Origin of the sequence: Citricoccus sp., assembly GCF_032154715.1 — a bacterium.
Lineage (GTDB): Bacteria > Actinomycetota > Actinomycetes > Actinomycetales > Micrococcaceae > Citricoccus.
Map to the genome: position 1 here is coordinate 1 of NZ_JALDXU010000104.1, position 11,683 is coordinate 11,683.

11 protein-coding genes and 1 pseudogene are annotated in these 11,683 nt (G+C 69.4%); 8 read left to right on the top strand and 4 right to left on the bottom strand.

Annotation, left to right across the window (positions count from 1 at the left end):
- The 3 genes and pseudogenes from RUH65_RS13640 to RUH65_RS13650 all read left to right on the top strand — a co-directional run.
- Positions 1 to 678 (top strand): annotated as a pseudogene (locus tag RUH65_RS13640) (hypothetical protein); the annotation flags it as partial.
- 102 nt (positions 679 to 780) lie between these two features.
- A complete protein-coding gene (locus RUH65_RS13645) occupies positions 781 to 2,013 on the top strand; it encodes a pyridoxal phosphate-dependent aminotransferase (RefSeq protein WP_313818116.1) in 1,233 nt (410 codons plus the stop codon).
- A 10-nt stretch (positions 2,014 to 2,023) separates the two neighbouring features.
- Positions 2,024 to 2,914 (top strand): PPK2 family polyphosphate kinase, encoded by an 891-nt coding sequence (locus RUH65_RS13650; protein ID WP_396180293.1) that lies wholly within the window; start codon positions 2,024 to 2,026, stop codon positions 2,912 to 2,914.
- 138 nt (positions 2,915 to 3,052) lie between these two features.
- Here the strand turns inward: RUH65_RS13650 and RUH65_RS13655 are convergent, their stop codons facing one another.
- Complete coding sequence (locus tag RUH65_RS13655; protein ID WP_313818118.1) at positions 3,053 to 3,244, bottom strand: hypothetical protein; 192 nt, start codon at positions 3,242 to 3,244, stop codon at positions 3,053 to 3,055.
- Complete coding sequence (locus RUH65_RS13660; RefSeq protein ID WP_313818119.1) at positions 3,241 to 4,602, bottom strand: OFA family MFS transporter; 1,362 nt, start codon at positions 4,600 to 4,602, stop codon at positions 3,241 to 3,243. The genes RUH65_RS13655 and RUH65_RS13660 overlap by 4 nt, the downstream gene beginning before the upstream one ends.
- 228 nt (positions 4,603 to 4,830) lie before the next feature.
- Here RUH65_RS13660 and RUH65_RS13665 point away from each other — a divergent pair, with 228 nt between their 5' ends.
- A complete protein-coding gene (locus RUH65_RS13665) occupies positions 4,831 to 5,400 on the top strand; it encodes a type 1 glutamine amidotransferase domain-containing protein (RefSeq protein WP_313818120.1) in 570 nt (189 codons plus the stop codon).
- Between the two features lie 31 nt (positions 5,401 to 5,431).
- On the opposite strand, the gene RUH65_RS13670 is transcribed toward RUH65_RS13665, so the two are convergent.
- Both RUH65_RS13670 and xseA read right to left on the bottom strand, forming a co-directional pair.
- Positions 5,432 to 5,740: an exodeoxyribonuclease VII small subunit gene (locus tag RUH65_RS13670; protein WP_313818121.1), complete on the bottom strand. Its 309-nt coding sequence runs from the start codon at positions 5,738 to 5,740 to the stop codon at positions 5,432 to 5,434.
- Complete coding sequence (xseA, locus tag RUH65_RS13675; protein WP_313818122.1) at positions 5,737 to 7,098, bottom strand: exodeoxyribonuclease VII large subunit; 1,362 nt, start codon at positions 7,096 to 7,098, stop codon at positions 5,737 to 5,739. Before xseA ends, RUH65_RS13670 begins: the two co-directional genes overlap by 4 nt.
- A gap of 125 nt (positions 7,099 to 7,223) precedes the next feature.
- Between xseA and RUH65_RS13680 the strand changes: the two genes are divergently transcribed.
- The 4 genes from RUH65_RS13680 (at position 7,224) to RUH65_RS13695 (ending at position 11,413) form a co-directional block, all read left to right on the top strand.
- Entirely contained in the window at positions 7,224 to 8,165 is a 942-nt protein-coding gene (locus RUH65_RS13680) for a hypothetical protein (RefSeq protein ID WP_313818123.1), read from the top strand.
- Between the two features lie 144 nt (positions 8,166 to 8,309).
- Complete coding sequence (locus tag RUH65_RS13685) at positions 8,310 to 9,368, top strand: 4-hydroxy-3-methylbut-2-enyl diphosphate reductase (RefSeq protein ID WP_313818129.1); 1,059 nt, start codon at positions 8,310 to 8,312, stop codon at positions 9,366 to 9,368.
- Entirely contained in the window at positions 9,368 to 9,898 is a 531-nt protein-coding gene (locus RUH65_RS13690) for a gluconokinase (protein ID WP_313818125.1), read from the top strand. Before RUH65_RS13685 ends, RUH65_RS13690 begins: the two co-directional genes overlap by 1 nt.
- Before the next feature lie 111 nt (positions 9,899 to 10,009).
- Positions 10,010 to 11,413 (top strand): GntP family permease, encoded by a 1,404-nt coding sequence (locus tag RUH65_RS13695; RefSeq protein ID WP_313818127.1) that lies wholly within the window; start codon positions 10,010 to 10,012, stop codon positions 11,411 to 11,413.
- Positions 11,414 to 11,683: the final 270 nt, after the last annotated feature.

Sequence of the window (11,683 nt, forward strand, 5' to 3'; positions counted from 1 at the left end):
CCGTCGGACCCGGCGCCGGCCTCGCCGACCGGACACCCGACCGCCACGGGCTCGCCCACGCCCCTGCCCGAGGGGCGTCCCGCAGCAGATGCCCAGGGCACCACGGCCATGGTCTCCGAGTACTTCCCGGAGGACACGGAGGTGATCGGGGCGTCCTCAGGCACCATGCGCTTGCAGGCGGTCACCACTTCGGCGCTGTCGGGGCTGTACGAGATGGAGGATCTCACCGACCTCAACGGCCTGTGCGAGCGGATGGTGTTCGCCCCGGCACCCGCGGCGGCCGTCCTCGGCGAACGGCTGGACGTGCTGGCCGGCTGCGAACCAGCCGAGTGGATCGAGGAGGGTGACGCCGGCGCCGCCGCGGACCTGGTGACCGGACGGGCCGACGTCGCGCTGCTGTACGGCACCGACCCGGCGATCCCCGATCAGGCGCTCGAACCCCTCGGGGACGCGGGCCGGGTGCTTCCGGAGGGGCGTGTGCTCATGGTGGCCGAGCCGGAGGTCCTGCCCGAGGGGGCCTCGGACGCGGTGAACGAGGTCGCCGGGAAACTCGACGGGGAGATGCTGGCCGAACTCCAGCGGCTCGCCACCGGACCGGACCCTCTGCCGGGCGAGGAGGCCGCCCAGTACTGGCTCGTCGCCGCCGGACTCGAGGAGAGCCCCGAGAACTGGTTCTGACCGGCGCTCCGCCGGCAGCCGCGAGAGCGCCGCTCGTCAGGGCCGGCCGTATCCCGCCGTCACTCCCGCGATCCGGCGGCCCGCGGTTCTAGGATGGGGCCCATGGCAAAGACACGGACCGGTCAGATCAAGCAGTCTTCGAAGCTCCTCAACGTACGCTATGACGTGCGCGGGCCGATCCTGGAAGAGGCCCAGCGCATGGAGGCGGCCGGCCACCGCATCATGAAGCTGAACATCGGCAATCCGGCGCCATTCGGCTTCGAGGCTCCGGACGCCATCCTCAAGGACATGGTCTCCCACCTGCCGCATGCCCAGGGGTACTCCGACTCCCGTGGCATCTACTCGGCCCGGACCGCGGTCAGCCAGTACTACCAGTCGCGCGGGATCATGGGCATCGATGTGGAGGACGTCTTCATCGGCAACGGCGTCTCCGAGCTGATCTCGATGGTGCTGCAGGCGCTCGTGGACGACGGTGACGAGGTGCTCATCCCCTCCCCGGACTACCCGCTGTGGACCGGTGCCACCACCCTCTCGGGCGGCAGCGCGGTGCACTACCGCTGCGTCGAGGAGGAAGGCTGGTCCCCGGACCTGGAGGACATCGAGTCCAAGGTGACGGACCGGACCAAGGCCATCGTCATCATCAATCCGAACAACCCCACCGGGGCGGTCTACTCCCGCCAGGTGCTCAACGGGATCGTGGACATCGCCCGCCGGCACAACCTGGTGCTGATGAGTGACGAGATCTACGAGAAGATCCTGTACGACGGGGCCCGCCACATCAACGTGGCCGGACTGTCCGACGACGTGGTGACGCTGACCTTCTCCGGGCTGTCCAAGGCCTACCGGGTGGCCGGATTCCGCTCCGGCTGGGTGGCCGTCTCCGGGCCGAAGCACCGGGCCATCGACTTCCTCGAGGGCCTGACGCTGCTGGCCAACATGCGCATGTGCGCCAACGTCCCGGCCCAGCACGCGATCCAGACCGCCCTGGGCGGCTACCAGTCCGTCAACGACCTCATCCTCCCGGGCGGACGGCTGCTGGAACAGCGCAACCTGGCGCAGAAGCTGCTCTCCGAGATTCCCGGGGTGAGCGTGCAGCCGGCCCAGGGTGCCCTGTACCTGTTCCCGCGGCTGGACCCAGAGGTCTACCGGATCGAGGACGACGAGAAGTTCGTCATCGAGCTGCTACGGGCCCAGAAGATCCTCGTCTCCCACGGCCGCGCCTTCAACTGGCCGGACACCGACCACTTCCGCCTCGTCACCCTGCCGAACGTGCGGGACCTGGAGGAGGGCATCAGCCGCATCGCCGATTTCCTGGAGGACTACCGTGAGCGCTAAACGGCACGTGATGGAATTCCACGCGGACCCGTGGCATACACTGCGGGCCCGCTCCACAGAGGGGACACCCGAAGCACCCGGAGAGCCCCTCGGGCCGCTCGATGTGGATCCGGACACCAAGCCGGGCTACCTCGGCGGCAAGGCCGAGGGGGAGGCCACCCTCGAGGCCCGCGCCGAACGGCTGGCCGATCTCCAGGAACTGCTCTACGCCAACGGCGTGGCCGGCACCCTGGATGAGCACGGACGGGGCCGCTCCCTGCTGCTGGTGGTCCAGGCGATGGACACCGCCGGCAAGGGCGGGATCATGCGGCACGTGATCGGCGCCATGGACCCCCAGGGCGTGGAGGATGCGGCCTTCAAGGCGCCCACCGAGGAGGAGCAGCAGCACCACTTCCTCTGGCGCATTCGCCCGCATGTCCCGCAGGACGGCTATGTGGGCGTCTGGGACCGGTCCCACTACGAGGATGTGCTGATCCAGCGGGTCCGGGGACTGGTTCCGATGGAGGAGATCGAGCAGCGCTACGCGGACATCCGAGGGTTCGAGCAGGAACTGGTGGCGGGTGGCACCCGCATCATCAAGGTGATGCTGCACCTGTCCAAGGAGGAGCAGAAGGAGCGCCTGGCCGAACGGCTGGAGCGTCCGGACAAGTTCTGGAAGTACAGCCCCTCAGACGTGGACGAACGCGCGTATTGGGACGAGTACATGGAGGCCTACCGTGCCGCCATTGCCGAGACGGACACCGAGGACGCCCCCTGGTTCATCGTGCCGGCCAACCGCAAGTGGTACTCGAGGATCGCCGTGCAGGAACTGATGATCAGCGTGCTGGAGAGCATGCGCCTCGACTGGCCGCCGGCAGATTTCGACGTGAGCGCCGAGCAGGAGCGTCTCGCCGCCAGTTGAGGCCCCCCGCCGGCTCACCGCCCGTTGATACGGCTGCTGGCAGAGGGTTCGGGGGCCGAGCACTGTGTCAGTGCCCGGCCCCCGAACCACCTTCTGCGGTGAGCTTTCGCGTGCGCTGGTGACCGGTGGTGTTGGGCCTCAGCCGGTGAAGAGCGCGGAGGCCTTGATCGCCGTCTGGACCAGGCCGTAGGCCAGCGCGGCGATGACGATCAGGGCGAGGACGACGGCCAAGGCGCGGTAGAGGCCTCCGGTGTCCATCGCCGGGGAGTGGCCGCCCGCCGCCTCGGCGCGGGCGGGGTTGTTGGGGGTGTTCTCGTTGCTGGTGCTCACTTGGCTTGCTCCTTCTCGCGGATCTGGTCCTCGGAGATGTGGTGCTTCTCGGCCACAGGCCGGACCAGCAGGTTGGCGATGAATCCGATGGCCAGCAGGCCGACCATGATGTACAGCGAGGCCGTGTACAGGTCCGCACCGGTCTTACCGGCGGCGGCCTGGGACTCGATCAGACTGTTGACGATCAACGGTCCGGCGATGCCGGCCGCGGACCAAGCCGTCAGCAGGCGGCCATGGATGGCCCCGACCTGGAAGACGCCGAACATGTCCTTCAGGTATGCCGGGACCGTGGAGAATCCGCCGCCGTAGAAGGAGATGATGACCATGGTGGCCACGATGAAGACGATCAGGTTGGCCCCGCCCATCAGGGCGATGATGAGGTACATGGCCAGACCGACGCCGAGGTACATCATGTAGTTGTTCTTGCGGCCCCAATAGTCCGAGGTGGAGGACCAGACAATGCGGCCGGCCATGTTGGCGATGGACAGCAGGCCCACGAAGCCGGCGGCGGCGGCCGGCGTGATCCAGTCGAAGTACCCCTGGATCATGGGGGCGGCGTTCTCCAGGATGCCGATGCCGGCCGTCACGTTGCAGAACAGCACAATCCACAGCAGCCAGAACTGCGGGGTCTTGATGGCGGACTGGGCGGACACATTGGCACGGGTCTGCATCGGCTTGGAGGCGGCCTGGGCGGGATCCCAGCCCGCCGGCTTCCAGTCCGGGTGGGGGACGCGGATCACGATCGCGCCCAGGGCGATGACCACGGCATAGACGATGGCCAGGGTGAGGAAGGTCTGCATCAGACCGCCCTGGAGCTGCTCCGGATCGGAGCCCCCGCCGTAGAACGCCATGAGGCTGTTGGACATCGGGCTGGCGATCAGCGCGCCACCGCCGAATCCCATGATCGCCAGGCCGGTGGCCAGGCCGGGGCGGTCCGGGAACCACTTCATCAGCGTGGACACGGGAGAGATGTAGCCGATGCCGAGGCCGATGCCACCGATCACACCGTAGCCGAGGTAGACGAGCCAGAGCTGACCGGTGGCGATGCCCACGGTGGCGACAAAGAAGCCAACCACCCAGAAGCTGCCGGCCACGACCATCGACTTGCGCGGCCCGGACCGCTCGACCCACGTGCCGCCGAAGGCGGCCGCCAGGCCGAGCATGGCGATGGCCACGGAGAAGATCCAGCCGACCGCCACGTCACCGGCCTCGAAATGGCCCATCATCGGGATCTTGAAGACACTGAAAGCATAGACCTGGCCGATGCACAGATGGATCGCCAGTGCGGCGGCCGGGATCAGCCAGCGATTGAATTCTCGAGGGGCGACGATGGCCTCTCGATCGAGGATGTTGGGCATGACGGTGCGGTCCCTCTCCTGGTCGCCATCGACCAGGGGTGATTGGTCAACTGGAAACTATGGTGCATGAGTGATGCTGGTTATATTTTTCCCATCCAGCCTTGCCGAGATTATCTCTGGGATATCAGCTGGTCAATCACGGCGCCATCGGCGATTCGCCTCGCTTTCGGCGAACACGAGCGCCACAGACCTTGCCCTGGCCCCGGGGGGACGTGCTTAGGCTGGCGCATGACTACTCAGCAACTCCAGGGAAAGTCCATCGCCTTCCTCGCGACCCGGGGGGTGGAACAGGTCGAACTCACCTCGCCGTGGGACGCCGTCATCGCCGCCGGGGGACAGCCCCGGCTCGTCTCGGTCGAGTCCGGGACGATCACCGCCATGAACGGTGACTGGGAGCACGGTGACACCTTCACCGTGGATCACTCGGCCGGTTCCGTCTCGGCCTCCGATTTCGACGGCCTGGTCATGCCCGGCGGCACCCTGAACGCGGATGCACTCCGCGTGGATGCCAACGTCCAGGGCTTCGTCCGCGGCTTCTTCGACCAGCACAAGCCGGTGGCGGCCATCTGCCACGCACCGTGGACCCTGATCAACGCCGGTGTGGTCCAGGGGCGCAAACTCACCAGCTACCACTCGCTGTCCGAGGACCTGAAGAACGCCGGCGCCACGTGGGTGGACGAGCAGGTGGTGGTGGACCAGGGCCTGACCACCAGCCGCAACCCGGGTGATCTGGACGCCTTCAACGCCAAGATGGTGGAGGAATTCGCCGAAGGAAAGCACTCCGGCCAGACCGCCTGATCTGGCCTTAACCGGCCAGCACCGGAACTGATCAGACGGTGCGGTCGGCCGTCTTGGCCCGCACCTCGTCGAGCTTCGCCCGGGCCCCGTTCAACCACTCCTCGCAACGGTCGGCGAGGGCTTCGCCGCGCTCCCAGAGCGCCAGGGACTCCTCCAGCCCGGCCCCGCCGGTCTCCAGCCGGGATACCGTCTCGACGAGTTCGGACCGGGCCTGCTCATAGCTCAGGGCGGCAATGTCCGAGGTGTCCGCCGCGGAGAACCCCTCCACAGTGGCACCATCCACGGCAGGAACTTCCGGGCCCGGCGTGGTGGGGTGGGTGTTCTCGGTCGCGTCGCTCATGCGGTCTCCTCGGGGGTCGTGGTTGCGGTGTGTGCGGAAGGCGTAGCTCGGTCGGCCTGCCCGGCGCCGCCAGTGGTTTCACTGGTGTGGAGGGCTTCGCCGGGATCGGCAGGATCGGTGATGTCCGTGACGGTGGCGCCGATCCTGCCGGCGGCCACCAGGATGTCCAGCCGGTCCCCGAGGGCGACCCGCCCAGCGCGGCGGACCACCTCGCCCTGGCGCTGGACGACCGCATAGCCGCGGTCCAGGGTTTTCTGGGGGGACAGGGACCGCACCCTCGCCCGCAAGTGTCCGACGGCGTCGTGCTCCCGGTCCAGCCGGCCGGAGAGCGACGTGCGGGCCCGTCCCCGCCACCGCTCCAGGTCCTGGGCGCGCTCGTCCACCAGGCGTTCCGGTTGGGCCATGACGGGCCGGGTGCGGAGGGCTTGCAGGGACTGGGCCTCCTGCAGCACCAGGCGTTCCACCCCGGACGCCAGGCGCAACCGGGCCGCGGAGATCGCCTCGCGCTCGAGCGCGGCATCCGGGACCACCCGCTTGGCCGCGTCCGTGGGGGTGGAGGCCCGTACATCGGCCACGTCGTCCAGCACGGGGCGGTCGGCCTCGTGCCCGATGGCGGAGACGACCGGGGTGCGCGTGGCGGCCACGGCGCGGACGAGCGCCTCGTCCGAGAACGGCAGCACGACCTCCTCGAGCGCGCCCCCACCGCGCGCGATGATGATCACGTCCACCTCGGGGTGGGCGTCCAGCTCGGCGACGGCGGCCATCACCTCCCGCGGCGCGTTCGCCCCCTGCACGGCCACCTCACGGATCTCGAAGCGGGCCTCAGGCCAGCGCAGGTGGGTGTTGCGCATGACATCCTTCAGCGCGTCCGAGTTCTTGCCCGTGACCAGGCCGATCAGGTGCGGCAGCACGGGCAGCGGCCGTTTGCGGTCCGCCGAGGTCAGGCCCTCGGCCTCCAGGGTGCGGCGGAGCTTCTCCACCCGGGCCAGCAGGTCTCCGATGCCGACCGGCCGCATGGCGGAGGCGATCATGTTCAGCCGGCCGGTCTTCGTGTAGAAGCTGGGCTTGACGCAGGCCACCACACGGGAGCCCTGCTCGACCGCGCCCTCCAGGGTGGAGGCCACGTTCCGCCAGGCGGTCACCGGCAGCGAGTAGTCTTCGTCCAGGTCACGCAGGGTCATCCAGGCATTGCCGCGGATCACCTTGAACTCGATCAGCTGCCCCTCGATCCAGGCCTCCGGGGCGCGCTCGAAGTACGTCTTGAGGTTCTCCGAGAGCACCCGCAGCGGCCACGGGGCATCCGGCGCGGTCCCGGAGGCGGTGGCCGGCAGGGGTGCCGGTGACGGCTGTTCGTCCATGCGTAGCGTGTCTCCTCGGTGGCAGGGTCGTCATGCCATTGTCTCTCTAGGCTAGGACGGGATACACCGGACCTGTGCCACCGAAGGCCGGGTCCACCCACTCTGCCCGCGCGAACGGAGCCACTATGCGCACGGTACTGTCCATCCTGCTGGCCGCGCTCGCCGGCCTGCTCGCCGCGGTGTCCCTGGTGGGCGCCCGGGTGGAGGCCCTCGTCTACACGCCGGAGCCCCTGCAGCAGATCGCCGCCCCGGTGTCCGAGGACCCACAGCTGCGGCAGGCCCTGCCCGGGGAGGTCAGTTCGCTCGTCGAGGACCAGTTGCCGGACATGCCCGGATTCGTCCAATCTGCCGCCTCCGGGCTCGTGGAGGGCGCCGCCAGCGGACTGGTCGAGGACGACCGTTTCCCGGCGGCCTGGTCAGCGGTCCTGGAGGAGACGCGCCTGGACTGGGTCGGACGCATCGACCGCCTCTCCGAAGGGGACACGACGACGTCCGGTACCGTGCACCTGCAGGCGGCACCGCTCGTGGAACTCGGGGCGGAACGGCTGGCCGAGGCCCTGTCCGGGGTGCCCGGCGGCGAGGCGGTGGCGGAGATGCTGCGCGAGGGATTGATCGCAGGCCGCGAGGCCGGCGACGAGGAGGCGGGGGAGTCGCTGCTGTCCGTGGACCTCTCCGTCCCGGACCCGGACACGGTGTCCACGGACGTCGTCGTGCTGATCGTGGACAACCTGTACCGCTGGCCCTGGCTGGCGGGAACAGCCGCCGTGGTGGCCCTGCTGGCCCTGTGGGCGGCACCGCGCCGCCGGAAGGGCATCCCGCTGTTCATCGCCGGCCTCACGGTCCTGGCCGCCGGCGGAGTCAGCCGCTGGGCACTGGGGCGGATGGAGCCCGCCGCGGGCCTGGAGGGCATCGCCCGGGTCGGCGCCGAGTCGCTGCTGGACGGCATCCACGACTACGCGATGCCGGACACCCTGATCCTCGTCGTGGGAGGCGGGGTGGTCGCCGCCCTCGGTCTGCTCGTGGCCCTGGTCTCCGGAGTCCGATCCCGAGGCCCCGCCGGGCTTTGAGGCGTGCCTCACCCGCTGATGGCCTGTGCCGAGGACGCCGGTAGACTGGAACATATGTCCGCCGTTCTCTCAGCAGCCGTTCCCTCAGCAGCCGCTGCCACCCCCGCCCCCACCGTCGCCGCCGGTTCGCCGGTCGCCATCGGGATGCCCCAGGTGCCCCGTGCCCGCCGCACCCGCGAGGATGTGGAGGCCGCCGCCGTCGTGAGCGGGGACAAGAAGGTCATGCTGGCCGCTCCGCGCGGCTACTGCGCGGGCGTGGACCGCGCCGTCATCGCCGTGGAGAAGGCCCTCGAGCACCACGGGGCGCCCGTCTACGTGCGCAAGGAGATCGTCCACAACCGGCACGTGGTGGACACCCTCGAGGAGCAGGGCGTGATCTTCGTGGAGGAGTTGGACGAGGTGCCGGAGGGCGCGCTGACCGTGTTCTCCGCCCACGGGGTGTCCCCGGCCGTCGTCAACGAGGCCGCCGAGCGCAACCTCCAGACCATCGACGCCACCTGCCCGCTGGTCACCAAGGTGCACCGCGAGGCGGTGCGGTTCGCCAAGCAGAACCGCAGCATCCTGCTGATCGGCCACGAGGGCCACGAGGAAGTCGAGGGCACCTACGGCGAGGCCCCCGAGCACACCACCATCATCAACAACCCGGAGGAAGCCCGGGCCGTGGAGGTGGAGGATCCGGACAACCTCATCTGGCTGTCCCAGACGACCCTGAGCGTGGACGAGACCCTGGAGATCGTCTCCATCCTGCGCGAGCGGTTCCCGAACCTGCAGGACCCGCCCTCGGATGACATCTGCTATGCCACCTCCAACCGCCAGGCGGCCATCAAGAAGATCTCTCCCTCCTGTGATCTCGTGATCGTGGTCGGCTCCGCGAACTCCTCGAACTCCGTGCGCCTCAAGGAGGTCGCCGTGGAGTACGGGGCGCAGCGGGCCGAGCGCGTGGACTTCGCCAACCAGGTGGACGAGTCCTGGTTCGAGGGCGTGGCCACCGTCGGACTGTCCTCCGGCGCCTCCGTCCCGGAGGTCCTGGTGCAGGAGGTGCTGACCCTGCTCGGCGAGTACGGCTACGGCACCGTGGAGGAGGTCGTCACGGCCGAGGAGGACATCATCTTCTCGCTGCCCAAGGAGCTGCGCTCCGAGATGAAGAAGGTCGGGGACAACGACCGCTCCCTCGGCGGCCGCCGTACCACCACCGACAGCTGATGGCGTCCGGTACACCGGCTGCGGCGCAGGAGCCGGTCCACCTGGTCCTGATGGGCATCTCGGGCTCGGGGAAGACCACGCTGGCCGAGCGCCTCGCCGAGGAGTTGAACCGCCCCTACGCGGAGGCCGACGAGTTCCACTCCGCGGCCAACATCGAGAAAATGCGGTCCGGGGCCCCGCTGACCGACGAGGACCGTGGTCCCTGGCTGGCGGCGATCCGTGACTGGATGGGCACGGCGGCCACTACCCGCGGGACGATCGTCACCTGCTCGGCGCTCAAGCGCACCTACCGCGACCTGTTGCGCCAGGCCTCCGGCCGGGTGTTCTTCCTGCACGTCATCTGCGATCCGGCGGTCATCACGGACCGCATGGAACACCGCCTGGGCCACTTCATGCCGGCCTCGCTGGTGCCCAGCCAGCTCGCGACACTCGAGGAACTCGGGAGGGACGAGGACGGAGCGGTGCTGGTCAACTCCGGTAGTGTGGACGAGCTTGTCGAACAGGCGCTGACCATCGTCGCCGACCTCTGAGGCCGCCGGCCGTTGGCCATCGGCCGCCGCGGCGGCAAGCGCTACCATCTTGCGCTGAAGCCCCCGTCCTGACCGGGCCGCCGGGCTGCGCTCCGACCCGAAGGCCCACCCATGACCATCGAAGAATGGACCCCTACCCTGGGGGCCGGACCGCTGCTCGGCATCGCCGCCGCGGCGATCGCGCTGTTGCTGTTCCTCATCATGTACCTGCGGATGCACGCGTTCCCCGCGCTCGTCCTCGTCAGCGTCCTGACCGCCTTCGCCGCGGGCATCCCGGCGAACCTGGTGGTCTCCACGGCGACGGAGGGCTTCGGCAGCACCCTGGCCACCGTCGCCCTACTGGTGGGCCTGGGGGCCATGCTCGGCCGGCTCGTGGAGATGTCCGGTGGCGCCAAGGTCCTGGCGGACACCCTCATCGGCTGGTTCGGTGAGAAGCGGGCCCCCTTCGCCCTCGGCGTCGCGTCCCTGCTGTTCGGTTTCCCCATCTTCTTCGACGCCGGCCTGGTCGTCATGCTGCCCGTCGTCTTCGCCGTGGCACGCCGACTCGGCGGGTCGGTGCTGTCCTACGGGCTGCCGGTGGCCGGTGCCTTCTCCGTCATGCACATCTACCTGCCCCCGCACCCGGGTCCGGTGTCCGCCGCCACGTTCTTCGAGGCCAACGTCGGCCTGGTGATGCTCCTGGGCCTGCTCGTGGCCCTGCCCACTTGGTACGTGACCAGCTACCTCTTCGGCCGCTGGGCCGGCCGGCGCTGGCAGCTGCCGGTGCCCTCCCTGCTCGGACGGGCAGACGAGGAGCAGGAGAAGAACCCGCCGCGGTTCGTGACCGTGGTCCTGGTCCTGCTGCTGCCGATGGTCCTGATCTTCCTCAACACCGGCCTGGACACCCTGAACCGAGGCGGCATGCTGCCCGAGGGTACCGGCGAGACCACCTGGTTCCAGGTCCTCCGCGTCCTCGGGGAGACCCCCGTGGCGCTGCTCATCACGCTGATCGTGGCCACGATCGTCCTGGGCCGGGCCCGCGGGACCGACAAGTCCGTCCTGGAGAAGACACTCGAGGGCGCCCTCGGCCCGGTGTGTTCCGTCATCCTCGTCACCGGCGCCGGCGGCATGTTCGGCTCCGTGCTGCGCGCCTCCGGCATCGGAGATGCCCTGGAGGACTCCCTGTCCGACCTGGGTGTGCCGCTGATCCTCGCCGGCTTCCTCATCGCCGCCGTGCTGCGGATCGCGCAGGGCTCGGCCACCGTGGCCCTGACCACCGCTGCCGGCCTGGTGAGCGCCGGGGTGGCGGCCGCGGACTACAACGCCGTGCAGCTGGCCGCCATGGTGCTCGCCGTGGGCGCCGGTTCCGTGGTGGCCTCCCACGTCAACGACTCCGGATTCTGGCTGGTCGGCCGGTTCTTCGGGATGGACGTCAAGACGACCCTGAAGACCTGGACGGTGCTGGAGACCCTCATCGGCGTCATGGGATTCGTCATCGCCTGGGCGATCTTCGCCCTCGCCGGCACCATGGGCTGATTCCGCCCCTGCCTGACACGGTGAAGCCCCCGCATCCGGCTGGATGCGGGGGCTTCACGGTGTCACGGGCGGCTGGCGCCCGGTCGGCTCTCAGTCGGGATCAGCTGCGGGGCGCGCCCTGCGCGCTGGAGGAGCGGCGGCTGCGGCCACCGCGGGAGCGGCCGGCACCACCACGGCCCTCGCGGCCGCCCTCGTGATCCCGGTTCTCCCGGAAGTCGGTGTTGCGTCCGCCGGTCTCCGAGGAGTACACCCGGCCGCCCGACGTCGGCG